At 67.8% G+C, this 22,704-nt stretch carries 25 protein-coding genes and 1 tRNA gene; 6 read left to right on the forward strand and 20 right to left on the reverse strand.

Annotated elements, in window-relative coordinates:
- Position 1: 1 nt before the first annotated feature.
- Positions 2-718: a ribose-5-phosphate isomerase RpiA gene (gene rpiA / locus AC27VN_RS02825; RefSeq protein ID WP_490875555.1), complete on the reverse strand. Its 717-nt coding sequence runs from the start codon at positions 716-718 to the stop codon at positions 2-4.
- A 43-nt stretch (positions 719-761) separates the two neighbouring features.
- Between rpiA and AC27VN_RS02830 the strand changes: the two genes are divergently transcribed.
- Complete coding sequence (locus tag AC27VN_RS02830) at positions 762-1,850, forward strand: quinone-dependent dihydroorotate dehydrogenase (RefSeq protein ID WP_490875556.1); 1,089 nt, start codon at positions 762-764, stop codon at positions 1,848-1,850.
- Between the two features lie 44 nt (positions 1,851-1,894).
- Here the strand turns inward: AC27VN_RS02830 and AC27VN_RS02835 are convergent, their stop codons facing one another.
- The 14 genes from AC27VN_RS02835 to uvrB all read right to left on the reverse strand — a co-directional run bounded on the left by AC27VN_RS02835 (position 1,895) and on the right by uvrB (position 13,231).
- The gene (locus AC27VN_RS02835) at positions 1,895-2,608 is read right to left on the reverse strand and encodes a phage holin family protein (RefSeq protein ID WP_490875557.1); all 714 of its coding nucleotides are present in this window, start codon (positions 2,606-2,608) and stop codon (positions 1,895-1,897) included.
- A gap of 27 nt (positions 2,609-2,635) precedes the next feature.
- Positions 2,636-2,932 carry a glycine zipper domain-containing protein gene (locus tag AC27VN_RS02840; protein WP_057593661.1) on the reverse strand — a complete coding sequence of 99 codons (297 nt, stop codon included), beginning with the start codon at positions 2,930-2,932 and terminating at the stop codon, positions 2,636-2,638.
- Positions 2,933-3,080: 148 nt separating this feature from the next.
- Complete coding sequence (locus AC27VN_RS02845) at positions 3,081-4,187, reverse strand: NAD(P)/FAD-dependent oxidoreductase (RefSeq protein ID WP_490875558.1); 1,107 nt, start codon at positions 4,185-4,187, stop codon at positions 3,081-3,083.
- Between the two features lie 36 nt (positions 4,188-4,223).
- Complete coding sequence (locus AC27VN_RS02850; protein WP_093343433.1) at positions 4,224-4,352, reverse strand: stereocilin; 129 nt, start codon at positions 4,350-4,352, stop codon at positions 4,224-4,226.
- A 162-nt stretch (positions 4,353-4,514) separates the two neighbouring features.
- Positions 4,515-4,589, reverse strand: a tRNA-Val gene (locus tag AC27VN_RS02855).
- An 85-nt stretch (positions 4,590-4,674) separates the two neighbouring features.
- Entirely contained in the window at positions 4,675-5,382 is a 708-nt protein-coding gene (dnaQ, locus tag AC27VN_RS02860; protein WP_093342661.1) for a DNA polymerase III subunit epsilon, read from the reverse strand.
- Positions 5,382-5,720 (reverse strand): ISC system 2Fe-2S type ferredoxin, encoded by a 339-nt coding sequence (gene fdx, locus AC27VN_RS02865; RefSeq protein ID WP_093342663.1) that lies wholly within the window; start codon positions 5,718-5,720, stop codon positions 5,382-5,384. Before fdx ends, dnaQ begins: the two co-directional genes overlap by 1 nt.
- Before the next feature lie 41 nt (positions 5,721-5,761).
- Positions 5,762-7,621, reverse strand: coding sequence for a Fe-S protein assembly chaperone HscA (gene hscA / locus AC27VN_RS02870; protein ID WP_490875559.1), 1,860 nt, complete (start codon positions 7,619-7,621; stop codon positions 5,762-5,764).
- Between the two features lie 4 nt (positions 7,622-7,625).
- Entirely contained in the window at positions 7,626-8,144 is a 519-nt protein-coding gene (gene hscB, locus AC27VN_RS02875; RefSeq protein WP_296789015.1) for a Fe-S protein assembly co-chaperone HscB, read from the reverse strand.
- Between the two features lie 63 nt (positions 8,145-8,207).
- Positions 8,208-8,531: an iron-sulfur cluster assembly protein IscA gene (iscA, locus tag AC27VN_RS02880; protein ID WP_057593654.1), complete on the reverse strand. Its 324-nt coding sequence runs from the start codon at positions 8,529-8,531 to the stop codon at positions 8,208-8,210.
- Position 8,532: 1 nt separating this feature from the next.
- A complete protein-coding gene (gene iscU / locus AC27VN_RS02885; RefSeq protein ID WP_093342667.1) occupies positions 8,533-8,946 on the reverse strand; it encodes a Fe-S cluster assembly scaffold IscU in 414 nt (137 codons plus the stop codon).
- A gap of 59 nt (positions 8,947-9,005) precedes the next feature.
- On the reverse strand, positions 9,006-10,226 hold the full coding sequence (locus AC27VN_RS02890) for an IscS subfamily cysteine desulfurase (RefSeq protein WP_208512235.1): 1,221 nt from the start codon (positions 10,224-10,226) through the stop codon (positions 9,006-9,008).
- A gap of 108 nt (positions 10,227-10,334) precedes the next feature.
- Positions 10,335-10,871 (reverse strand): Fe-S cluster assembly transcriptional regulator IscR, encoded by a 537-nt coding sequence (iscR, locus tag AC27VN_RS02895; RefSeq protein ID WP_056580055.1) that lies wholly within the window; start codon positions 10,869-10,871, stop codon positions 10,335-10,337.
- A gap of 239 nt (positions 10,872-11,110) precedes the next feature.
- A complete protein-coding gene (uvrB, locus tag AC27VN_RS02900) occupies positions 11,111-13,231 on the reverse strand; it encodes an excinuclease ABC subunit UvrB (protein ID WP_490875560.1) in 2,121 nt (706 codons plus the stop codon).
- A gap of 105 nt (positions 13,232-13,336) precedes the next feature.
- Between uvrB and AC27VN_RS02905 the strand changes: the two genes are divergently transcribed.
- From AC27VN_RS02905 to AC27VN_RS02920, 4 genes are all read left to right on the forward strand, one after another.
- Positions 13,337-14,533 (forward strand): amino acid aminotransferase, encoded by a 1,197-nt coding sequence (locus AC27VN_RS02905; RefSeq protein ID WP_490875561.1) that lies wholly within the window; start codon positions 13,337-13,339, stop codon positions 14,531-14,533.
- Positions 14,534-14,721: 188 nt separating this feature from the next.
- Positions 14,722-16,176, forward strand: coding sequence for a polyhydroxyalkanoate depolymerase (locus AC27VN_RS02910; RefSeq protein ID WP_490875562.1), 1,455 nt, complete (start codon positions 14,722-14,724; stop codon positions 16,174-16,176).
- 16 nt (positions 16,177-16,192) lie between these two features.
- The gene (locus AC27VN_RS02915) at positions 16,193-16,825 is read left to right on the forward strand and encodes an RnfABCDGE type electron transport complex subunit B (protein ID WP_490875563.1); all 633 of its coding nucleotides are present in this window, start codon (positions 16,193-16,195) and stop codon (positions 16,823-16,825) included.
- Positions 16,822-17,460, forward strand: coding sequence for a LysE family translocator (locus AC27VN_RS02920; protein WP_057593647.1), 639 nt, complete (start codon positions 16,822-16,824; stop codon positions 17,458-17,460). The genes AC27VN_RS02915 and AC27VN_RS02920 overlap by 4 nt, the downstream gene beginning before the upstream one ends.
- A gap of 13 nt (positions 17,461-17,473) precedes the next feature.
- On the opposite strand, the gene yedA is transcribed toward AC27VN_RS02920, so the two are convergent.
- Complete coding sequence (gene yedA, locus AC27VN_RS02925) at positions 17,474-18,379, reverse strand: drug/metabolite exporter YedA (protein ID WP_057593646.1); 906 nt, start codon at positions 18,377-18,379, stop codon at positions 17,474-17,476.
- Positions 18,380-18,496: 117 nt separating this feature from the next.
- Here yedA and AC27VN_RS02930 point away from each other — a divergent pair, with 117 nt between their 5' ends.
- Positions 18,497-18,994: an Lrp/AsnC family transcriptional regulator gene (locus AC27VN_RS02930; protein ID WP_208512240.1), complete on the forward strand. Its 498-nt coding sequence runs from the start codon at positions 18,497-18,499 to the stop codon at positions 18,992-18,994.
- A 12-nt stretch (positions 18,995-19,006) separates the two neighbouring features.
- On the opposite strand, the gene AC27VN_RS02935 is transcribed toward AC27VN_RS02930, so the two are convergent.
- Genes AC27VN_RS02935 through AC27VN_RS02950 form a run of 4 tightly spaced genes read right to left on the reverse strand, consistent with a single transcriptional unit; the run spans position 19,007 to position 22,689 of the window.
- A complete protein-coding gene (locus AC27VN_RS02935; RefSeq protein WP_057593644.1) occupies positions 19,007-19,495 on the reverse strand; it encodes a VOC family protein in 489 nt (162 codons plus the stop codon).
- On the reverse strand, positions 19,492-20,523 hold the full coding sequence (gene bioB, locus AC27VN_RS02940) for a biotin synthase BioB (RefSeq protein WP_490875564.1): 1,032 nt from the start codon (positions 20,521-20,523) through the stop codon (positions 19,492-19,494). Before bioB ends, AC27VN_RS02935 begins: the two co-directional genes overlap by 4 nt.
- Positions 20,523-22,571, reverse strand: coding sequence for an acetyl-CoA carboxylase biotin carboxylase subunit (locus tag AC27VN_RS02945; RefSeq protein ID WP_490875565.1), 2,049 nt, complete (start codon positions 22,569-22,571; stop codon positions 20,523-20,525). Before AC27VN_RS02945 ends, bioB begins: the two co-directional genes overlap by 1 nt.
- Positions 22,564-22,689 carry a hypothetical protein gene (locus AC27VN_RS02950; protein ID WP_281078450.1) on the reverse strand — a complete coding sequence of 42 codons (126 nt, stop codon included), beginning with the start codon at positions 22,687-22,689 and terminating at the stop codon, positions 22,564-22,566. Before AC27VN_RS02950 ends, AC27VN_RS02945 begins: the two co-directional genes overlap by 8 nt.
- Positions 22,690-22,704: the final 15 nt, after the last annotated feature.

Here is a 22,704-nt window from a genome sequence, read left to right on the forward strand (position 1 = left end):
ATCAGGCGAAGTCCAGCGTGCGCACGCCCTCGGGCGTGCCGAGCAGGCACACATGCGCCTTCTGGTGCGCGAACACGCCGACGGTGACCACGCCAGGCCACTGGCTCACCTCGGATTCGAAGGCCAGCGGATCCGCGATCTTCAGGCCCGTCACGTCGACGATGTGCTGGCCGTTGTCGGTGACCAGCGGCAGCCCGTCCTTCTCGCGCACCTGGGCCTGGCCGCCCAGCGCCGCGAACTGCCGCATCACGCGGCGCGCCGCCATCGGGATCACCTCGACCGGCAGCGGAAAGGCACCGAGCGTGTCGACCAGCTTCGAGGCATCGGCGATGCAGACGAAGCGGCGCGACTGGGCCGCGATGATCTTCTCGCGCGTGAGCGCGGCACCGCCGCCCTTCACCATGAAACCCCGTGGGTCGATCTCGTCGGCACCGTCGATGTAGACGCCCAGCTCCTCGACCTCGTTGCTGTCGAACACCTGGATGCCCAGCGCCCGCAGGCGCTCGGTGGAGGCGACCGAGCTCGAGACGGCGCCGCGGATCTGGTCCTTGATCGTGGCCAGCGCGTCGATGAACTTGTTGACCGTCGAGCCGGTGCCCACGCCCACGATCTCGCCCTTCACCACGTAGGCCAGGGCGGCGCGGCCCACCTGGGCCTTGAGTTCGTCCTGGGAGATGGTGGCGGGTGCGGCGGAAGAAGAAGGAAGGGGTGCGGTCATCGCGGAGAATCCTGGGCTCATTGAAGCCCCGAATTATCCGACGATGTCCCTGCTGCCCTCCTCGCTCTACGGCCTGGCCCGCCCTTTCCTGTTCGGTTTCGACCCGGAGCATGCCCATGAACTGACGCTCGACGGGCTCGCGCGCACGCAGAACACGCCGCTGGCCTGCGCCTACTCGGCGCCGCGCGTCGACGATCCCGTCACCCTGGCCGGCCTGCAGTTCCCGAACCGCGTCGGCCTCGCCGCCGGCCTCGACAAGAACGCGCGCTGCATCGATGCCTTCGCCACCATGGGCTTCGGCTTCGTCGAGGTCGGCACCGTCACGCCCAAGGGCCAGCCCGGCAATCCGCGCCCGCGCATGTTCCGCCTGCCCGAACGCCAGGCGCTGATCAACCGGCTCGGCTTCAACAACGACGGGCTGGCCGCCTTCCTGGCCAACGTGCAGAAGGCGCGCTTCCGCCGCAACGCGGGCCGCGCGAAGGCGCCGATGCTGCTGGGCCTGAACATCGGCAAGAACGCCGCCACGCCGATCGAGCGCGCGGTGGACGACTACATCGCCTGCCTCGATGGCGTGTACCCGCATGCCGACTACGTGACGATCAACATCTCGAGCCCCAACACCGCCAACCTGCGCAGCCTGCAGAGCGACGAAGCGCTCGACGCGCTGCTGGGCGCCGTGGCCGAGCGACGCGAGACGCTGGCGCGCCAGCCCCTCGGCGGCGCGCCGCGCCGCGTGCCGCTGTTCGTGAAGATCGCGCCCGACCTCGACGAGGCCCAGGTGGCGGTGATCGCCGCCACGCTGCGCCGCCACGGCATGGATGGCGTGATCGCCACCAACACCACGCTGGCGCGCGATGCGGTCGAGGGACTGCAGCATGCGAAGGAAGCCGGTGGCCTGTCGGGCGCACCGGTGCGCGAATCGAGCAACCGCGTGATCGCCCAGCTGCGCGCCGCATTGGGCAAGGACTTCCCGATCGTCGGCGTGGGCGGCATCCTCGGCGCGGCCGATGCCAAGGCCAAGATCGCGGCGGGCGCTGACGTGGTGCAGATCTACACCGGCCTGATCTACCGCGGCCCGGCACTGGTCCATGAAACGGCGCAGGCGCTGCAGCGGGATCGCGGCAGCGCCTGAGTTTTTTCAGCGGGACATCTGGCGAGCGTGGCTCGCCGGCCGTTTCAGCGCATGCGCCAGAGGATCGGCGCGACGAAGGTCGCCCAGCGCAGCAGGCGCCTCGGGCGAACCACCACCAGCGCCGCCGCCACGGCCACACCCGTGGCAACCGGATGCTCGCGCGCGATGCGCAACGCCGTGGCGGTCGGGGTTTCGTCGGGCGGCGGAGGCGCAGACTGCTCCACACCGTGCGCGGCGGCGGCCCCACCACCCTGCAAGGTCGCGATACGCAGGCGCTGGCGCTCGATGCGTTCGATCAGTTCCTCGCGCGTGGCCGGACGGCGTGGCGCCGGCTCATCCTCTTCGCCCGGCTCGTCGCCGAGTCCGAAGCGCTCCTGCACCCAGGTCCAGTCGCGCGCCAGTTCCTCGCGGGTCGGCGTGAAGCTGTTCGAGGCGCCGCGCAGCTGGGTCCACAAGCCCCAGGCGGCCGCGAGCCACAGCACGATCCAGAGCGCGGCCACCGACCAGGCGGCAGTGGTGCGCTGCGGCGTGTCCCAGAAATGGACCACGACGGCCACGGACAGCAGCGCGACGGCGATCGTCGTCAGGCCCAGCAGCACGATCGCGAGGACCAGCACCAGCTTGAGCCGCTGCTTCTCCTCCTCCCAGGCCATGCGCAGCAGCTGCACACGGTCTTCGGCGGCCATCGCGCCTTCGGCTGCGGCAATGCGCAGCCGGCGCAGGCGCCGGTCCAGTCCGAGCAGGGAGAGCAACCTCATCGGCAGCCCCCCGTCATCATGGTTCGATCAGCGGCGACCAAGCAGCAGGCCCACCAGCACACCGACGGCCAGCGCGCCTGCGGCGATCTGCCAGGGTTCGTCGTGGGCATAGGCGTTGGTGGCCGAGGCGGCTTCGCGGGCCTTCTTGGCGGCGAGGCGGCTCTTCTCGGCGGCGAGCTCGCGGGCGATCGCGAGCTTGGTGTCGATGCGCTGGCGCAGCGCCTTGATGTGGGGAACCGAATCCAGGTCCTTGCTGGCGAGCACGCCACGCACGTCGCTCGCGATGTCCTCGGCTGCCGCCTCGAGATTCTTGGATGCACTCATTGGAAACCTTCCTCCGTGATGACACCGGCACCGCGCCGGCGGCTTCACGCCTACAAATGGCGTGCTGTCATGTTACAGGCTCCATCGGCCACACAGGCCTGCATCCACAAAGAGTTCTGCAAGAGATCGTTCGCGATCGACGCGAAATTCAGTCCTCGGCCGCGAGCAGATCCACCACATGGCGGCCGATCGCGAGGCTGCTCGTGAGCCCCGGCGATTCGATGCCGAACAGGTTGACGAGGCCTCGCACGCCATGCGCGCGCGGTCCGTCGATGCGGAAGTCGGCCGCGGGATCGCCGGGGCCGGAAATCTTCGGCCGCATGCCCGCATAGCCCGGGATCAACGCGCCATCGGGCAGCGCGGGCCAGTACTTCCGCACCTCGGCATAGAAGGCATCGCCGCGCGCCGGGTCCACCACCAGGTCGTCGGGCGAGCTCACCCATTGCACATCGGGTCCGAACTTGGCCTGCCCGCCGAGGTCGATCGTCAGGTGCACGCCGAGGCCGCCGGGCTCGGGCACTGGATAGACCAGCCGGCCGAAGGGCGCGCGGCCCGACAGGGTGAAGTAGTTGCCCTTCGCGAAATGGGCGGTGGGCACGGTCTCGGTGGCGAGTCCTCCGAAGTGGCGCGCCAGATCGGGCGCACTCAGGCCTGCTGCGTTGACCACGCTGCGGCAGCGCAACCGCGTGCCGTCTTGCGCGATCAGCACGATGCCGCCCTCTTCCAGGTCGGCGCGCGTCACGGCCGACTTCAATGCCAGCATGCCACCCGCATTCTCGAGATCGCCGAGCAGGCTCAGCATCAGCGCATGGCTGTCGACGATGCCCGTGCTCGGCGAGACCAGCGCGGCCATGCAGCGCAGTTGCGGTTCCAGCGCGACGGCCTGCGCCGCCGAAATCTGTTCGAGGTCGTCGACACCATTGGCCGCGGCCTTGAGACGGATCGCCTCGAGCTCCGCCACCTGTTCGGCCGAGGTCGCGACGATCAGCTTGCCGCAGCGCCGGTGCGGCACGCCGCGCGCTTCGGCGTAGGCATACAGCAGTTGCTTGCCCTCGACGCACAACGTCGCCTTCAGCGAGCCTTGCGGGTAGTAGATCCCCGCATGAATGACTTCGCTGTTGCGCGAACTCGTGCCGGTGCCGATGGCGCCTTCGGCCTCGAGCACCATCACTTCACGGCCCGCGAGCGCGAGTGCGCGCGCCACGGCCAAACCCACCACACCACCGCCGATGACGGCGCAATCGAGATCGTCCATGCGGCGAGCTTAGCGCGAGCGCCGCACCGGGGAAGATCAGGTCGCGGTCGGCGGCGGCTCGGGATCGGTGGGCTCGTCGGGCGCCTTGTTCGGCCCTTCGTCGGGCTCCACGGGCAAGCCCGGCGTGGGCGTGATCGGCGTCGGAAGATCGGGTGCGGTCGCCATGATCTGTTCTCCTGGGTTGCGGTCGTGCCATCGGTTCTAGGCGCGAAGGCTTGCGAAACCAGCAGCACGCGACGGCACTTGGCGTCGGTGCGCACCGACAGGCCAACGGCAATGCCGTCGGGGCCGATGCGCCGACGGAAAAGAGAAATGGAACCGGGAAATTGGTGGGCGGTGGAGGTTTCGAACCTCCGACCCCAGCAGTGTGAATGCTGTGCTCTACCCCTGAGCTAACCGCCCCTGACGCCTCTGCCCGATCTTTTCGATGGGCTTCAGCGCCTGGATGAATCGCGTTCTGCGAAGCCTTAGATTATGCCACAGCTTTTCAAGCGTTTTGGCGAAAGAGTGTGCGACCGTTGCTCGATTTGTCGAGCTGCGACAACACGGCGTCGTGCTCGGCCAGTTCGTGCTCGGTTGCCACCAGCACCGGCAGCTCGATGCTGCGCAGGTCGATGGCAATCACCGTGGTGCCCACTTCGGGCTCGGTGGTGGCCACGTCGATCAGCAGCGCGTCCTGGCCGCGCGTGAGGTTGATGTAGACGTCGGCCAGCAGCTGGGCGTCGAGCTTGGCGCCGTGGAAGGTGCGGTTCGAACGGTCGACGCCGAAGCGGTCGCACAGCGCGTCGAGCGAGTTGCGCTTGCCCGGGTACACCTGCTTGGCCATGGCCAGCGTGTCGGTCACCTCGCTCACGAAGGTCTTGAGCGGCGGCAGGCCGGCACGCTCGAATTCCTTGTTGAGGAAGCCCACGTCGAAGGCCGCGTTGTGGATGATCAGCTCGGCGCCGCGCAGGTACTCGACGATGTCGTTGGCCAGGGTGGCGAACTTCGGCTTGTCGCGCAGGAAGTCGGTCGTCAGGCCGTGCACCTTGAGCGCGTCCTCGTGGCTTTCGCGCTCGGGGTTGAAGTAGATGTGCAGGTCGTTGCCGGTGAGCTTGCGGTTGAACAGCTCCACGCAGCCCAGCTCGATGACCCGGTCGCCGTTCTCGGCCGACAGGCCGGTGGTTTCCGTATCGAGAACGATCAGACGGCTCATCAGTGGTTTTCCTTCGCGTGGTTGATCGAGTACTTCGGAATCTCGATCGTCACATTTTCCTGCGCCAGGATCGCCTGGCAACTCAGGCGCGATTGCGGCTCCAGCCCCCAGGCGCGGTCGAGCAGGTCTTCCTCGCCCTCCTCCGCCTCGTTGAGCGAGCCGCCTCCCACGCGCACGATCACGTGGCAGGTGGTGCAGGCGCAGCTCATCTCGCAGGCGTGCTCGATGTTGATGTCGTTGTCGAGCAGGGCCTCGCAGATCGAGGTGCCCGCGGGCGCGGTGATCTCGGCGCCTTGCGGGCAGTACTCGGGGTGCGGATAAATCTTGATCGTGGGCATGCAGTGCTGCGTTGTCGTTCTTGCGGTGTTCTGGACCGGGACTAAAGCGATTCGACCTTGCGCCCCGAGAGCGCGCGGGCGATGCCGGCATTCATGCGCTGCGCGGCGAAGGGTTCGGTGATCTCGGCCAGCGCCTTGGTCGCGGCTTCGATCGCGGCGGCGTCGCTGCCCTGGGCACCCAGGCGCAGCGCGCTCATCGACGCATCGATGGCCGCACGCTCCTGCGCGTCGAGCAGGTCGCCGTCGGCATCGAGCGCGCTCTTCGTCGCGAGCAGCATGCGTTCGGCATCGACGCGGGCCTCGACCAGCGCGCGCGCCTGCATGTCCTGCTGCGCGGTCGAGAAGCTCTCCTGCAGCATGGTCGCGATCTGGTCGTCGGACAGCCCGTAGGAAGGCTTGACGGTGACGCTGGCTTCGACGCCGCTCATCTGCTCCTTGGCGCTCACGCTCAGCAGGCCGTCGGCGTCGACCGTGAAGGTCACGCGGATGCGCGCGGCGCCCGCGGTCATCGGCGGAATGCCGCGCAAGGTGAAGCGCGCGAGGCTGCGGCAATCGGCCACCAGGTCGCGCTCGCCCTGCACCACGTGCAGCGCCAGCGCGGTCTGGCCGTCCTGGTAGGTGGTGAAGTCCTGCGCCATCGCGGTCGGGATGGTCTGGTTGCGCGGCACGATGCGCTCGACCAGCCCGCCCATGGTCTCGAGGCCCAGCGACAGCGGAATCACGTCGAGCAGCAGCAGCTCGCCCGCGCCGTTGTTGCCGGCCAGCTGGTTCGCCTGGATCGCGGCGCCGAGCGCGACGACCTCGTCGGGGTTCAGGTTGACCAGCGGCTCGCGCCCGAAGAACTCGGCAACGGCCTCGCGAACCTGCGGCATGCGCGTCGACCCGCCCACCAGCACGATGCCCTGCAGGTCGTCGGCCTTGAGCCTGGCGTCGCGCAGCGCCTTGCGCACGGCGGCCAGGGTGCGGTCGGTGAGTGCCTTGGTGGCCGTGTCGAACTGCGCGCGCTGCAGCGCGAAGCGAAGCGGCTGGCCGCCCACGTCGGCGGCGAAGGTCACGGTGTCGGCATCGGTCAGCGCTTCCTTGGCGGCACGAGCCGCCACGAGCACCGCGGCCTTGTCGGTCTCGCTCGCGGTCTGGACACCGCTTTGCGCCAGCACGAAATCGGCCAGCGCATGGTCGTAGTCGTCGCCGCCCAGCGCCGAGTCGCCGCCGGTCGCGATGACCTCGAACACGCCTTGCGTAAGCCGCAGGATGGAGATGTCGAAGGTGCCGCCGCCCAGGTCGTAGACGGCGTAGACGCCCTCGCTCGCGTTGTCGAGGCCGTAGGCGATGGCGGCCGCGGTGGGCTCGCTGATCAGCCGCAGCACGTTGAGGCCGGCCAGCTGCGCCGCGTCCTTCGTGGCCTGGCGCTGGCCCTCATCGAAGTAGGCCGGCACGGTGATGACCGCGCCGTAGAGCTCGTCGTCGAAGGTGTCCTCGGCGCGGTAACGCAGCGTCGCGAGGATCTCGGCGCTGATCTCGACCGGCGATTTGTCGCCCGCCGCGGTGTGCACCTGCACCATGCCGCCGTCGCCACCGCCGATGGCGTAGGACATCGCTTCGCGGTGGGTCACGTCGGCCAGTCCGCGGCCCATGAGCCGCTTGACCGAGGTGATGGTGTTCGAGGGGTCCTGCGCGCGCGCGGCGACCGCGTCGAAACCGATCTGACGGCGCTCCTTGTCGAGGTAGCGCACCACCGAGGGCAGCAGCACGCGGCCCTGGTCGTCGGGCAGGCATTCGGCGACGCCGTTGCGCACCGAGGCCACCAGCGAATGCGTGGTGCCGAGGTCGATGCCGACGGCGATGCGGCGCTGATGCGGGTCGGGGGCCTGGCCGGGTTCTGAAATCTGGAGGAGAGCCATGCCCTTATTGTCCCAATTGATCCGATTTGGCTTCGACGTCGTGGCCGAAGCGCTCAATGAACATGAGGGCTCTCACCTGCTGCGCGGCGGCGGGGTAGTCGCCCTTCTCGTCGATCAGCCAGTCGAGCGACGAGAGAGCGCGGGCACGGCCCGCGTCGACCTCGGCTTGCAGCTTGTCGAGCGCGGCGATGTCCTCGACCTCGTCGAGCGCCTCGCGCCATTCCATCTGCTGCATCAGGAAGTCGGGCGGCATCGCCGTGTTGTTCTCGGCATTGACCGGGGCACCGTGCAGCTCGCAGATGTAGCTCGCGCGCCGCACCGGGTCCTTGAGCCGCTGGTAGGCCTCGTTGATGCGCACCGACCATTGCATGGCCACGCGCTGCGCGGCCGCGCCCTGCGCCGCGAAGCGGTCGGGATGGGCTTCGCGCTGCAGCTCTTTCCAGCGCGCGTCCAGCGCCGCGCGGTCCTGCGCGAAAGTCGCGGGGACGGCGAACAGCTCGAAGTCGGTGTCGTTCAGGTTCATGGCATGAAAAAACCGCCAGCACATGACATGGTGGCGGCTGTTGTCGCGGTCAGCGACTGCGCATCAGATGCGGAAGCTTTCGCCGCAACCGCAGCGGTCGCGCTCGTTCGGGTTGTTGAACTTGAAGCCCTCGTTGAGGCCCTCGCGCACGAAGTCCAGCTGCGTGCCGTCGATGTAGGCCAGGCTCTTCGGGTCCACCAGCACCTTCACGCCGTGGTCCTCGAACACCACGTCTTCGGGCGTCAGCTCGTCCACGTACTCGAGCTTGTAGGCCAGGCCCGAGCAGCCCGTGGTCTTCACGCCCAGCCGCACGCCCACGCCCTTGCCTCGCTTGCCGAGGTAGCGATTCACATGGCGCGCGGCGGCTTCTGTCAGCGTGACGGCCATCTCAGTGCACTGCCGCGGCTTCGGCGCTCTTCGCGCCGTGCTTGGCCTTGTAGTCGCTCACGGCCGCCTTGATCGCGTCCTCGGCGAGGATCGAGCAGTGGATCTTGACCGGGGGCAGCGCCAGTTCCTCGGCGATCTGCGCGTTCTTGAGCGCGGCGGCTTCGTCGAGCGTCTTGCCCTTGACCCACTCGGTCACGAGCGACGACGAGGCGATCGCCGAGCCGCAGCCGTAGGTCTTGAAGCGCGCGTCTTCGATCACGCCGGTTTCGGGGTTGACCTTGATCTGCAGCTTCATCACGTCGCCGCAGGCCGGCGCACCGACCATGCCGGTGCCGACCGAGTCGTCGCCCTTTTCGAAGGAGCCGACGTTGCGCGGGTTTTCGTAGTGGTCGATGACCTTGGAAGAATATGCCATGGTGTACCTCTCAAACTGTGTTCAATCGTGGAGCTTCGGAGCGATCTCGCGTCACTGCCTCAGTGCGCCGACCACTGGATCGTGCTGATGTCGACGCCGTCCTGGAACATTTCCCACAGGGGGCTCAATTCGCGCAGCTTGGCCACGTTGTGCTTGATGGTCGAGATGGCGTAGTCGATCTCTTCTTCGGTCGTGAAGCGACCGATGGTCATGCGCAGGCTGCTGTGGGCCAGTTCGTCGCTGCGGCCCAGGGCGCGCAGCACGTAGCTGGGCTCGAGGCTGGCCGAAGTGCAGGCCGAACCCGACGACACCGCCAGGCCCTTGATGCCCATGATCAGCGACTCGCCCTCGACGTAGTTGAAGCTCATGTTCAGGTTGTGCGGCACGCGGTGCTCGAGGTCGCCGTTGATGAAGACCTGTTCCACGTCCTTCAGGCCGTCGAGCAGGCGCTTCTGCAGCCGCGCGGCCTTGGCGATGTCTTCCTTCATCTCGAGCTTGGCGATGCGGAAGGCCTCGCCCATGCCCACGATCTGGTGCGTGGGCAGCGTGCCCGAGCGCATGCCGCGCTCATGGCCGCCACCGTGCATCTGGGCCTCGAGCCGCACGCGCGGCTTGCGGCGCACGTAGAGCGCGCCGATGCCCTTGGGGCCGTAGGTCTTGTGCGACGCCAGGCTCATCAGGTCGATCGGCAGCTTCGCGATGTCGATCTCGACCTTGCCGGTGGCCTGCGCGGCGTCGACGTGGAAGATCACGCCCTTCTCGCGGCAGATGTTGCCGAGCGCCACCACGTCCTGCACCACGCCGATCTCGTTGTTCACGAACATCACGCTCGCGAGGATCGTGTCGGGGCGGATCGCGGCCTTGAATTTCTCGAGGTCGAGCAAGCCGTCTTCCTGCACGTCGAGGTAGGTGACCTCGAAGCCCTGGCGCTCGAGCTCGCGCATGGTGTCGAGCACGGCCTTGTGCTCGGTCTTCACCGTGATCAGGTGCTTGCCCTTGCCCTTGTAGAACTGCGCCGCGCCCTTGAGCGCGAGGTTGTTCGACTCGGTGGCGCCAGAGGTCCAGACGATCTCGCGCGGATCGGCGCCGATCAGTTCGGCCACGTAGCCGCGGGCCTTCTCGACCGCCTCTTCCGCTTCCCAGCCCCAGGCGTGGCTGCGCGACGCCGGGTTGCCGAAGTGCTCACGCAACCAGGGAATCATGGCGTCGACCACACGCGGGTCGACCGGCGTGGTGGCGCCGTAGTCGAGATAGATCGGGAAATGAGGAGTTACGTCCATGGCTGGCTCGTGCTGGCGTGGGGGGTTGTTCTTGGTCGCTGTTCGTTCGCTGGCGGCGCCCGGTGGGCGCCGCGTCGGTCTACTCGAAGCTTCGGCGTCGCGCGGTCCTCAGGACTTGGCGAAGACGTTGCCCAGGGCAAACACCGAATTCGGTGCATTGACGCGGATCGGCTTGACCACCGGCTGCGCGGAAATGGCGCGCTTGACCACCGGCTTGTTCTCGATCTGCACGCCCTTGGCGATCTGGTCGTCGACCAGCTTCTGCAGGGTGACCGAATCGAGGAACTCGACCATGCGCTGGTTCAGCGAGGCCCAGAGTTCGTGGGTCATGCAGCGGCCTTGTTCGCCGAGGCAGTTTTCCTTGCCGCCGCACTGGGTGGCGTCGATCGGTTCGTCGACCGACACGATGATGTCGGCCACGGTGATGTCGGCGGCCTTGCGGCCCAGGCTGTAGCCACCGCCCGGACCCCGGGTGGATTCGACGAGTTCGTGACGGCGCAGCTTGCCGAAGAGTTGTTCGAGGTACGACAGCGAAATCTGCTGCCGCTGGCTGATCGCGGCCAGCGTGACCGGACCGGTGTTCTGACGCAGAGCCAGATCGATCATGGCTGTGACCGCAAAACGGCCTTTGGTAGTGAGACGCATCGCAAGCTCCTTTTTAGCGCTTACCGTTGAAATGACACCGTTGCCCGGGAGCCACGGTGATCTCGTCTCCGCCCTGCCCGACTCTTGACACTGGTGAGCCAGTGGTTGTGAGTCGGTCCTTCATCGCGAAGTTTCTTTTTTGTTGAGTGTTTCGCTCAAGTATATCAGAAGCCCCCCGGGTTTGCTCGGGTAAACCCGATTCCGGGCGATCAGGGGCGCCGGCGGCGCAAACCTTCGACCTACTTGGCCGGCGATATCGCGATGTTGTCGCTGCCCGCGGCGCCGAAGGCCTGCTCGCGCAGCAGCGCCAGCTGGTCGCGCACCCGCGCCGCCTTCTCGAACTCGAGGTTGCGGGCGTGCTCGAGCATCTGCTTCTCGAGCCGCTTGATCTCGCGCGCGATGTCCTTCTCGCTCATGTCCTCGACCTTGGCGCGTTCCAGGTCCAGCTTGGCCATCTCCTTGCCGGTCTTCTCGCTGTAGACGCCATCGATCAGGTCGCGCACCTGCTTCACGATGCTGCGCGGCGTGATGCCGTTGGCTTCGTTGTGGGCGATCTGGCGCGCGCGCCGGCGCTCGGTCTCGCCGATGGCGCGCTTCATCGATTCGGTCATCCGGTCGGCATACAGGATGGCCTTGCCGTTCAGGTTGCGCGCCGCCCGGCCGATGGTCTGGATCAGCGAGCGCTCGGCGCGCAGGAAGCCTTCCTTGTCGGCATCGAGGATCGCCACCAGCGAGACCTCGGGAATGTCCAGCCCCTCGCGCAGCAGGTTGATCCCCACCAGTACGTCGAAGGTGCCCAGGCGCAGGTCGCGCAGGATCTCCACGCGTTCGACCGTGTCGACGTCGCTGTGCAGGTAGCGCACCTTCACGCCGTTGTCGCCCAGGTAGTCGGTGAGCTGCTCGGCCATGCGCTTGGTCAGCGTGGTGATCAGCACGCGCTCGTTCTTCTCGACGCGCACGTGGATCTCCTGCAGCACGTCGTCGACCTGGTGGGTGGCCGGCCGGACCTCCACCTCGGGATCGATCAGCCCGGTGGGCCGCACCAGCTGCTCGACCACCTGGCCGGCGTGCTGCTTCTCGTAGTCGGCCGGCGTGGCCGACACGAAGATGCACTGGCGCATGCGCTTCTCGAATTCCTCGAGCTTCAGCGGCCGATTGTCGAGCGCGCTCGGCAGCCGGAAACCGTACTCGACCAGCGTGGTCTTGCGCGCCCGGTCGCCGTTGTACATGCCGCCGAGCTGGCCGATCATCTGATGGCTCTCGTCGAGGAACATCAGGGCGTCCTTCGGCAGGTAGTCGGTCAGCGTGGGCGGCGGGTCGCCGGGCGCCGCGCCCGAGAGGTGGCGCGTGTAGTTCTCGATGCCCTTGCAGTGGCCGATCTCGGCCAGCATCTCGAGGTCGAAGCGGGTGCGCTGCTCGAGGCGCTGGGCCTCCACCAGTTTGCCCGCGGCCACCAGCTCCTTGAGCCGCCCGTCGAGCTCGATCTTGATGGTTTCCACGGCGGCCAGCACCTTGTCGCGCGGCGTCACGTAGTGGCTCGAGGGGTAGACCGTGAAGCGCGGCACCTTCTGGCGGATGCGCCCGGTCAGCGGGTCGAACAGCTGCAGCGACTCGATCTCGTCGTCGAACAGCTCGAAGCGGATCGCGAGCTCGCTGTGCTCGGCCGGGAACACGTCGATGGTGTCGCCGCGCACGCGGAAGGTGCCGCGCGCGAAGTCCTGCTCGTTGCGCGTGTACTGCATGCGGATCAACTGGGCGATCAGGTCGCGCTGGCCGACCTTGTCGCCCACGCGCGCGATCAGCCGCATCTCCATGTAGTCCTCGGGCGTGCCGATGCCGTAGATCGCGCTCACGGTGGCCACGATCACGGTGTCGCGCCGCTCCAGCACGCTCTTGGTGGCCGACAGCCGCATCTGCTCGATGTGCTCGTTGATCGAGGAGTCCTTCTCGATGAACAGGTCGCGCTGCGGCACGTAGGCCTCGGGCTGGTAGTAGTCGTAGTAGCTGACGAAGTACTCGACGGCGTTCTTCGGGAAGAACTCACGGAATTCGCTGTAGAGCTGGGCCGCCAGGGTCTTGTTGGGGGCGAACACGATGGCCGGGCGCCCGGTGCGGGCGATCACGTTGGCCATGGTGAAGGTCTTGCCCGAGCCGGTCACGCCCAGCAGGGTCTGGAACACCTCGCCGTCGCTCACGCCCTCGACCAGTTGGTCGATCGCCTTCGGCTGGTCGCCGGCCGGCGGATAGGGCTGGTACAGCTCGAAAGGCGAGCCCGGGAAGCTGATGAATTCGCCCTGGGGAGCCGGCCCCACGGGTTCGGCATTGTTCGAGTCTGCTATGGCTTCGTTGATCTCTGGCATGGCTGTACCCGTCAGGTGGCGTGGCGCCGGTAAAATTCAAGGCAACCGCAAAGCTTAAAGCCTCGAGCGGTTGCCAGCGAAGCTTTCATCCCAAAGGACCTTTCCATGTCTATGTTCACCGCGGTCGAGATGGCACCGCGCGATCCGATCCTCGGCCTCAACGAGCAATTTGCCGCCGATACCAACCCCAGCAAGGTCAATCTCGGCGTCGGCGTCTACTACGACGACAACGGCAAGCTGCCCCTGCTCCAGTGCGTGCAGGCGGCCGAGCAGAACATGATGAAAGCGCCCACGGCGCGCGGTTATCTGCCCATCGACGGCATCGCGGCGTACGACAACGCCGTCAAGGTGCTGGTCTTCGGCGCCGACAGCGAACCCGTGACCTCGGGCCGCGTGGCCACGATCCAGGCCATCGGCGGCACCGGCGGCCTCAAGGTCGGCGCCGACTTCCTCAAGAAGCTCAACCCCGCCGCCAAGGTGCTGATCAGCGACCCGAGCTGGGAAAACCACCGCGCGCTGTTCACCAACGCCGGTTTCGAGGTCGAGAGCTACCCCTACTACGACGCCGCCAAGCGCGGCATCGACTTCGACGGCATGCTGGCCGCGCTCAACGCCGCCCCGGCCGGCACCGTGGTCGTGCTGCACGCCTGCTGCCACAACCCGACCGGCTACGACATCACGCCTGCGCAGTGGGACCAGGTCGTCGCGGCCGTCAAGGCCAAGGGCCTGGTGCCCTTCCTCGACATGGCCTACCAGGGCTTCGGCTACGGCCTGCAGGAAGACGGCGCGGCTGTTGCCAAGTTCGTCGACGCCGGCCTGACCTTCTTCGTCTCGACCTCGTTCTCCAAGAGCTTCAGCCTCTACGGCGAACGCGTGGGCGCCCTGTCGGTGCTGTGCGAGAACAAGGAAGAAGCCGCGCGCGTGCTGTCGCAGCTCAAGATCGCCATCCGCACCAACTACAGCAACCCGCCCACGCACGGCGGCGCCGTGGTGGCCGCGGTGCTCGGCAACCCCGAGCTGCGCGTCCTGTGGGAGAAGGAACTGGGCGAGATGCGCGTGCGCATCAAGGCCATGCGCCAGAAGCTGGTCGACGGCCTCAAGGCCGCCGGCGTGAAGGAAGACATGAGCTTCATCACCACCCAGATCGGCATGTTCAGCTACTCGGGCCTGACCAAGGACCAGATGGTGCGCCTGCGCAACGAGTTCGGCGTCTACGGCACCGACACCGGCCGCATGTGCGTGGCCGCGCTCAACAGCAAGAACATCGACCACGTCTGCGCGTCGATCGCCAAGGTCATTTGAGACCCCGCGCCGCGGGCGCGTGAGTGATTGCGGCCGCAGGTGACTCGCTCGAGTCACCTGCGCGACACAACTTGTTCACACAAGCCCGCGGCCATCTCCTAGGGCCTTCCCGGGCCTAGGGTTAGGCCCCCTGCGCGTGTCGAAATGCGCTGATATATTGCACCGCAACATTCCAACTCGACACAGCGATGCTCTACCAACTCTACGAAGCCCAGCGTTCCCTCATGGAACCGTTCGCGGACTTCGCCCAGGCCGCCTCCAAGCTCTACAGCCCCGGCGCCGTCTGGAGCCAGCTGCCCGGAGCGCAGCGCATGGCGGCGAGCTACGACCTGCTCTACCGCCTCGGCAAGGACTACGAGAAGCCCGAGTTCAACATCAAGTCGGTCAAGGTCGACGGCGACGACGTCGTGATCCAGGAAGTGATCGAGCTGGAAAAGCCGTTCTGCCAGCTGCGCCGCTTCAAGCGCTTCACCGACGAACCGCACATCCTCAAGACGCTCAAGAGCCAGCCCGTGGTGCTGGTGGTGGCGCCGCTGTCGGGCCACTACGCCACCCTGCTGCGCGACACGGTGCGCACCCTTTTGCAGGACCACAAGGTCTACATCACCGACTGGAAGAACGCGCGCCTGGTGCCGCTGTCGGACGGCGAGTTCCACCTCGACGACTACATCAACTACGTGCAGGAGTTCATCCGCCGCCTGCAGGCCGAGTACGGCAACTGCCACGTGGTCAGCGTGTGCCAGCCCACGGTGCCGGTGCTGGCCGCCGTGTCGCTGATGGCCAGCCGCGGCGAGGCGCTGCCGCTCACCATGACGATGATGGGCGGCCCGATCGACGCCCGCAAGTCGCCCACGGCGGTCAACAACCTCGCGATGAACAAGAGCTTCGAGTGGTTCGAGAACAACGTGATCTACCGCGTGCCCCAGGGCTTCCCGGGCGCGGGCCGGCGCGTCTACCCGGGCTTCCTGCAGCACACGGGCTTCGTCGCGATGAACCCCGACCGCCACGCGAGCAGCCACTACGACTACTTCAAGGACCTGATCAAGGGCGACGACGCGAGCGCCGAGGCGCACCGCAAGTTCTACGACGAGTACAACGCCGTGCTCGACATGGACGCCGATTACTACCTCGAGACCATCCGCACCGTGTTCCAGGAATTCGACCTGGTCAACGGCACCTGGGACGTGAAGAGCCCCACGGGCGAGGTCGAGCGCGTGCGCCCGCAGGACATCCGCGCCACCGCGCTGCTCACGGTCGAGGGCGAGCTCGACGACATCTCGGGCTCGGGCCAGACCGAGGCCGCGCACGAGCTGTGCACCGGCATCGCCGATGCGAAGCGCGAGCACTACGAGGTCAAGGGCGCGGGCCACTACGGCATCTTCAGCGGCCGCCGCTGGCGCGAACTGGTCTATCCGAAGATGCAGAAGTTCATCGCCGCCAACGACCAGCCGCAAAGCCGTGCCGGTGAACGCGAGAGCCTGCCGGCCGAGGACAAGGTCAAGCCCGGCCGCAAGCTGGCCACCACCACCGCCAAGGCGCCCGCCAAGAAGGCTGTGGCTGCCAAGAAGGCCGCGCCGGCCGCGAAGCGCGCGCCCGCCCCGAAGAAGACCGTGGCGCGCAAGACCGCCGCCGCGGCGCGCTGAGCACCCTCCTCCTCCCGTGAACGGACTGGCCGCACGCATCCACGACGCACTGCCCCAGACGCAGTGCACCCGTTGCGGCTACCCGGACTGCGAGGGCTATGCGCAGGCCGTGGCCAGCGCCGAGGCCGAGATCAACCAGTGCCCGCCGGGCGGCGCCGAGGGCGTCGCACGGCTCGCGCAGCTCACCGGCCGCCCCATGCAGGCGCTCGACCCGGCCTTCGGCACCGAGGGCCCGCGCAGGCTGGCGGTGATCGACGAGGCCTGGTGCATCGGCTGCACGCTGTGCCTCGATGCCTGCCCGACCGACGCCATCCTCGGCATCAACAAGCGCATGCACACCGTGATCGACGCGCACTGCACGGGTTGCGAACTCTGCATCCCGGTCTGCCCGGTCGACTGCATCTCGCTCGAGGACGCCACGCCGGGCCGCACCGGCTGGCAGGCCTGGTCGCCCGCGCAGGCGGCCCATGCCCGCGCGCGCTATGCCCTGCACGGCCAGCATCGGCCCACCGATGCGCGCCAGGGCAAGAAGCGCCCCGAAGCCGAGGTCGCGGCACCCAGCGCCGAGGCCCGCAAGCGCTCGGTGGTCGAGGCCGCGCTCGCGCGCGCCCGTGCCGCCTCCCAACGTCCTTCCACACCCAAGCCATGAACCTCGACACCCTGCTCGTCTTCGTGCTCGCCTCCCTCGCGCTCGCCGTGATCCCGGGCCCGACCATGCTGCTCGCGCTGTCGAACGGCATCGACGGCGGCATGCGCCGCGCGAGCTGGGGCATCGTCGGCGCCTCGCTCGGCAGCAGCATCGTGATCGCCGTCGTCGCGCTGGGCCTGGGCTCGCTGCTGGCGGCCTCGGAATGGCTGTTCAACGCGATCCGCGTGGCCGGCGTGGCCTACCTCGTGTGGCTCGGCATCAAGCTCTGGCGCAGCGACGCCACCGACCTCGGGGCCGCGCTCGCGAAGTCCTCGCCCGAGAGCCGGCTGCATGGCCGCATCGCCCTGCTGCGCAGCCTCGCGGTGGCGCTGTCGAACCCCAAGTCGCTGCTGTTCTTTGCGGCCTTCCTGCCGCAGTTCGTCGACATCGCGCGGCCGCAGGGCCCGCAGTACCTGCTGCTGGGCGGCATCTTCGTGCTGCTCGACACCTGCGTGATGCTGGCCTATGCCGGCGCCGGCACGCAGGCGGTGCGCTGGCTCTCGAAGCGCGGCCTCAAGGCGCTGAACCGCGGCTGCGCCGTGGGCATGTGGCTGCTGGCGGCCACGCTCGCGGTGTGGCGCCGCCCGGGCGCCTGAGCCACGGGCCCGCTCAGTTCCTGGCCGAGCGCTTGAGCAGCAGCATCAGCACGCCCGCCAGGATCACCGTCACCGCGTACCACTCGAAGCGCGTGACGGTCTCGCCCGCGATCCACACGCCCAGCAGCATCGCGATCACCGGATTGACGAAGGTGTAGCTGGCGGCCAGCGCGGCCGGCGCGCGCGCCAGCAGCAGCATGTAGGCGTTGAAGGCGATCAGCGAACCGAACACCACCAGGTAAAACCAGGCGGCCGTGGCCTGCGGCGCGGGCGGCCACGCGAGGCTCTCGCCCGAGACCGCCGCCAGCACCAGCAGCACCACGCCGCCGCAGATCATCTCGCTCGCGAAGCCCATCGCACCCGGCGCGAGCGGCAGCGCGCGCTGGCTCAGCACGCTGCCGGCCGACCAGCAGACGCAGGCGATGCTGATGGCGGCCAGCCCGGCCGGCGAGGCCTGGAAGCCGCTGCCCTGCGTCAGCATCAGCACGCCGACCAGGCCCAGCGCGATGCCGATCGCCTCGAGCTTCGTCGGCACGATGCCCCAGATCAGGTTGAGCAGCGCGATGATCAGCGGCACCACCGCGATGAAGGCCACCACCAGGCCCGAGCCCACCGAGACCTCGGCATGCGCGGTGCCGCCCATGCCGCCGCCCAGCATCAGCGTGCCGACCACCAGCGCGTTGCGCCACTGCAGCCGGTTCGGCCAGGGCGCGCCGCGCCAACGCATCCAGGCCGCGAGCAGCAGGCCCGCGAACAGGAAGCGCGAGCCCATCTGCAGGAAGGGCGGGAAGCTGATCAGCGCGTACTTGATCGCGAGATAGGTCGAGCCCCAGACCAGCCAGGTGGCGGCGAGGCAGAGCCAGATGATCGGCGGCAGTCCGCCGCGCGCGGACGGCGTGGAAGTGGCGAGCGAGAGCATGTCGAGGGTGTCTGTTGTTGTGGGTCTGAGCCGCTCCATGGTATGAAGGCCGCCGCCGCGCTTCCATGCGCAAATCACGGTTCTGGCGGCTCGCGGCCGTCGATTTGAAGGACTTCGATGGAATCCACCTTGAACCCCACGCTCGATGCCCACGACACCCGCATCCTGGCCGAGCTGCAGAAGGATGCGCGCCTCACCATGGCCGAACTCGGCCGCCGCGTGCACCTGAGCCAGCCGGCGGTGACCGAGCGCGTGAAGAAGCTCGAGGCCGCGGGCGTGATCAGCGGCTACCGCGCCACCGTCAACCTGGCCAAGCTGGGCTACGGCATCCGCGCGATGATCCGCGTCGGCCGCGCCGACTACGACCGCGTCGTGAAGCTGGTGCAGGACACGCCCGAATGCGTGAATGCCTACAACGTGACCGGCGAGGACAGCTGGATCCTCGAGATCGCGGTGATCGACGTGAGCCACCTCGACGCGGTGGTCACCAAGTTCTGCATCCTCACCGAGACCGCGACCTCGATCATCCTGAACCCGGCGCGCGAGCACCAGCCGATGCTGCCGCCGCACCGCTCGGACGTGAAGCCGCCGATACGCAAGGTCGTGAACGCCTGAAGGCGGCCGGGCTCAGCGCCCGGCGAGCGCGTCGAAGGCCTTCACCACCTCGGGCGGCGCCTGCACCATCTCGATCAGCACGCCCTCGCCCGCGATCGGGAACTCGTCGTTCGCCTTCGGATGCAGGAAGCAGATGTCGAAGCCCGCCGCGCCCTTGCGGATGCCGCCGGGCGCGAAGCGCACGCCCTGCGACGTCAGCCATTCGACGGCCGTCGGCAGGTCGTCGATCCACAGGCCCACGTGGTTGAGCGGCGTGGCATGCACCGCGGGCTTCTTTTCGGGATCGAGTGGCTGCATCAGGTCGACCTCGACCTTGAACGGGCCGGTGCCGATCGCGCAGATGTCCTCGTCGACGTTCTCGCGCTCGCTTCGGAAGGTGCCCGTGACCTCGAGCCCCAGCATGTCGACCCAGAGCTTCTGCAGCCGGGTCTTGTCGGGACCGCCGATCGCGATCTGCTGGATGCCCAGCACGCGGAAGGGACGTTGGATGGCGCTCGTCATTGGCAGGACTCCGGGTTCGTTTCGGTCGAGGCGCGGTGCGAGCGCAGCCCCAGCTTGCGCAGCAGCTGCACGTCGGCCTCGACGTCGGGATTACCCGTGACCAGCAGCTTGTCGCCGTAGAAGATCGAATTCGCGCCGGCCATGAAGCACAGCGCCTGCACCGCCTCGCCCATCTGCTGGCGGCCGGCCGACAGGCGCACGCGCGCGGTCGGCATGGTGATGCGCGCGACCGCGATCATGCGCACGAAGTCGAAGGGATCGATCGGTTCCGAATCGGCCAGCGGCGTGCCGGGCACGCGCACCAGGCTGTTGATCGGCACCGACTCGGGGTACGGATCGAGGTTGGCCAGCTGCGCGATCAGTCCCGCGCGATGCACCGGCGCCTCGCCCATGCCCACGATGCCGCCGCAGCACACGCTGATGCCGGCGCTGCGCACATGGGCCAGCGTGTCGAGCCGGTCCTGGTAGCTGCGGGTGTCGACGATGTCGGTGTAGTACTCGGGCGCGGTGTCGAGGTTGTGGTTGTAGTAGTCGAGGCCGGCGGCCTTGAGCTGCTGCGCATGGTGCGGCTCGAGCATGCCGAGCGTGGCGCAGGTCTGCAGGCCCAGGCCCTTCACGGCCTCGACCAGCACCGCCACCTTCTCGACGTCGCGGTCCTTGGGCGCGCGCCAGGCCGCGCCCATGCAGAAGCGCGTGGCGCCCGCGTCCTTGGCGGCCTGCGCGGCGCGCAGCACCTCGTCGACCTCCATCAGCTTCTGCGCCTTCACGCCGGTGTCGAACTCGGCCGACTGCGGGCAGTAACCGCAGTTCTCGGGGCAGCCGCCGGTCTTCACCGACAGCAGCGTGGCCAGCTCGATGTCGCCCGCGGGAAAGTGCTGGCGGTGCACCGTCTGGGCCTCGAACAGCAGCTCCATCAGCGGCTTGTCGAGCAGCGCCTGGATCGCCTCGACCGACCAGCGGCCCTCGGGCGCCGGCGCCGGCTTCGCGGGCCGTTGCAGCACCACCGCCTGCAGGTCGCTGGCCCCCATCAGTTGAACTCCAGGATGATCTGGTCGACCGCGAGCGACTCGCCCTTGGCCGCGGAGATCTTGCCGACCACGCCGTCCTGCGCGGCGAACAGCACGTTCTCCATCTTCATCGCCTCGATCACCGCGAGCTTCTCGCCGGCCTGCACCTGCTGGCCCGGCTGCACCGCCACCTCGACCAGCAGCCCCGGCATCGGCGACATCAGGAACTTGCTGAGGTCCGGCGGTGCCTTGTGCGGCATCAGCGCGAGCAGGCGCGCGCCCAGCGGCGACAGCACCATGGCCTCGATCTGGCGGCCGTCGTTCGACACCCGCAGCGCCAGCGGATTCTTGCCGGCGCCACGCTCCACCTGCGCGGTGAAGGGCTTGTCGTTGACGATGCCCTGCACGCGCACCGCGCCCAGCGCGAGGCTGCTGTCGATCTTGTAGGTCTTGCCGCCGACCGTGACCGCGCTCGCGCCGGTCTTGCCGTGGAAGTCGCTCACGGTCACCGGGTGGTGCACGTGCTCGCCCTGCGCGCCGAGCTCGACCACCACGAACTGCTCGCCCACCTTCACGCCGTGGCCTTCGAGCTGGCCGCTGATGCCCGAGGCGCGCGCGCGGTAGCGGCGGTGCACGTAGGCCGCCAGCGCGACCAGGAAATCGGGCTCGCTGTGCGGCACGTCCTCGGCATGGAAGCCCTTGCCGTAGTTCTCGGCGATGAAGCCGGTGTTGAAGTCGCCGGCCACGAACTTCGGATGCGCGAGCAGCGCGGCCTGGAACGGGATGTTGCTGCTGATGCCGCGGATCACGAAGCCGTTGAGCGCCTCTCGCATGCGAGCGATCGCGTGGTTGCGGTCCTTGCCGTGCACGATGAGCTTGGCGATCATCGAGTCGTAGTACATCGGGATCTCGCCGCCCTCGTACACGCCGGTATCCACGCGCACGCCCTGCAGGTGCTCGGTGTCGCTCGCGAACATGGTCTCGGCCGGCGGCTGGAACTTCACCAGCCGGCCGGTCGAGGGCAGGAAGTTGCGGAACGGGTCCTCGGCGTTGATGCGGCACTCGATGGCCCAGCCATCGCGCTTGACCTGCTCCTGCGTCAGCGGCAGTTCCTGGCCGGCCGCCACGCGGATCATCAGCTCCACCAGGTCGAGGCCCGTGATGCACTCGGTCACCGGATGCTCCACCTGCAGGCGGGTGTTCATCTCGAGGAAGTAGAAGCTCTGGTCCTTGCCGACCACGAACTCCACCGTGCCCGCGCTCTGGTAGTTCACGGCCTTGGCCAGCGCCACCGCCTGCTCGCCCATCGCCTTGCGCGTGGCGTCGCTGATGAAGGGCGATGGCGCCTCCTCGATCACCTTCTGGTGCCGGCGCTGGATCGAGCATTCGCGCTCGTTGAGGTAGATCACGTGGCCGTGCGAATCGCCGAGCACCTGGATCTCGATGTGGCGCGGCTCCTCGACGAACTTCTCGATGAACACGCGGTCGTCGCCGAAGCTGTTGCGCGCCTCGTTGCGGCAGGAGGTGAAGCCCTCGAAGGCCTCCTTGTCGTTGAAGGCCACGCGCAGGCCCTTGCCGCCGCCGCCGGCCGAGGCCTTGATCATCACCGGGTAGCCGATGTCCTTCGCGATCTCGACCGCGCGCTCGGCGGTCTCGATGGCGTCGTTCCAGCCCGGGATGGTGTTGACCTTGGCCTCGTTGGCGAGCTTCTTCGAGGCGATCTTGTCGCCCATGGCCGCGATCGAATAGTGCTTGGGGCCGATGAAGGCGATGCCCTCTTCCTCGACCCTCTTCGCGAAGCTTTCGTTCTCCGACAGGAAGCCGTAGCCCGGATGCACGGCCTCGGCGCCGGTCTTCTTGCAGGCCTCGATGATGCGGTCGGCCAGCAGGTAGCTCTCGCGGCTGGGCGCGGCGCCGATGTGCACGGCCTCGTCGGCCAGCTCGACGTGGCGGGCTTCCTTGTCGGCGTCGGAATAGACGGCGACCGTGAGGATGCCCATCTTCTTGGCGGTCTGGATCACACGGCAGGCGATTTCCCCGCGGTTCGCAATCAGGATCTTCTTAAACATTCTGGGTCTCCGCGTGGAAATCGCCTGCGCGCGCTACGCGCGCCATGCAATTTGGCTTCGCCGAAGCGGCCTTGCGGCCGCTTTCGCCGCGATTGGCAATCAGGATCTTCTTGAACATGTTCTTCTCCGTGCG

Source organism: Variovorax sp. 20P10.2.4 (genome assembly GCF_058244205.1).

Coding starts and splice junctions, on each gene's coding strand:
- rpiA (WP_490875555.1), bottom strand. CDS start 718: ATGACCGCACCCCTTCCTTCTTCTTCCGCCGCACCCGCCACCATCTCC.
- AC27VN_RS02830 (WP_490875556.1), top strand. CDS start 762: ATGTCCCTGCTGCCCTCCTCGCTCTACGGCCTGGCCCGCCCTTTCCTG.
- AC27VN_RS02835 (WP_490875557.1), bottom strand. CDS start 2,608: ATGAGGTTGCTCTCCCTGCTCGGACTGGACCGGCGCCTGCGCCGGCTG.
- AC27VN_RS02840 (WP_057593661.1), bottom strand. CDS start 2,932: ATGAGTGCATCCAAGAATCTCGAGGCGGCAGCCGAGGACATCGCGAGC.
- AC27VN_RS02845 (WP_490875558.1), bottom strand. CDS start 4,187: ATGGACGATCTCGATTGCGCCGTCATCGGCGGTGGTGTGGTGGGTTTG.
- AC27VN_RS02850 (WP_093343433.1), bottom strand. CDS start 4,352: ATGGCGACCGCACCCGATCTTCCGACGCCGATCACGCCCACGCCGGGC.
- dnaQ (WP_093342661.1), bottom strand. CDS start 5,382: ATGAGCCGTCTGATCGTTCTCGATACGGAAACCACCGGCCTGTCGGCC.
- fdx (WP_093342663.1), bottom strand. CDS start 5,720: ATGCCCACGATCAAGATTTATCCGCACCCCGAGTACTGCCCGCAAGGC.
- hscA (WP_490875559.1), bottom strand. CDS start 7,621: ATGGCTCTCCTCCAGATTTCAGAACCCGGCCAGGCCCCCGACCCGCAT.
- hscB (WP_296789015.1), bottom strand. CDS start 8,144: ATGAACCTGAACGACACCGACTTCGAGCTGTTCGCCGTCCCCGCGACT.
- iscA (WP_057593654.1), bottom strand. CDS start 8,531: ATGGCCGTCACGCTGACAGAAGCCGCCGCGCGCCATGTGAATCGCTAC.
- iscU (WP_093342667.1), bottom strand. CDS start 8,946: ATGGCATATTCTTCCAAGGTCATCGACCACTACGAAAACCCGCGCAAC.
- AC27VN_RS02890 (WP_208512235.1), bottom strand. CDS start 10,226: ATGGACGTAACTCCTCATTTCCCGATCTATCTCGACTACGGCGCCACC.
- iscR (WP_056580055.1), bottom strand. CDS start 10,871: ATGCGTCTCACTACCAAAGGCCGTTTTGCGGTCACAGCCATGATCGAT.
- uvrB (WP_490875560.1), bottom strand. CDS start 13,231: ATGCCAGAGATCAACGAAGCCATAGCAGACTCGAACAATGCCGAACCC.
- AC27VN_RS02905 (WP_490875561.1), top strand. CDS start 13,337: ATGTCTATGTTCACCGCGGTCGAGATGGCACCGCGCGATCCGATCCTC.
- AC27VN_RS02910 (WP_490875562.1), top strand. CDS start 14,722: ATGCTCTACCAACTCTACGAAGCCCAGCGTTCCCTCATGGAACCGTTC.
- AC27VN_RS02920 (WP_057593647.1), top strand. CDS start 16,822: ATGAACCTCGACACCCTGCTCGTCTTCGTGCTCGCCTCCCTCGCGCTC.
- yedA (WP_057593646.1), bottom strand. CDS start 18,379: ATGCTCTCGCTCGCCACTTCCACGCCGTCCGCGCGCGGCGGACTGCCG.
- AC27VN_RS02930 (WP_208512240.1), top strand. CDS start 18,497: ATGGAATCCACCTTGAACCCCACGCTCGATGCCCACGACACCCGCATC.
- AC27VN_RS02935 (WP_057593644.1), bottom strand. CDS start 19,495: ATGACGAGCGCCATCCAACGTCCCTTCCGCGTGCTGGGCATCCAGCAG.
- bioB (WP_490875564.1), bottom strand. CDS start 20,523: ATGGGGGCCAGCGACCTGCAGGCGGTGGTGCTGCAACGGCCCGCGAAG.
- AC27VN_RS02945 (WP_490875565.1), bottom strand. CDS start 22,571: ATGTTTAAGAAGATCCTGATTGCGAACCGCGGGGAAATCGCCTGCCGT.
- AC27VN_RS02950 (WP_281078450.1), bottom strand. CDS start 22,689: ATGTTCAAGAAGATCCTGATTGCCAATCGCGGCGAAAGCGGCCGCAAG.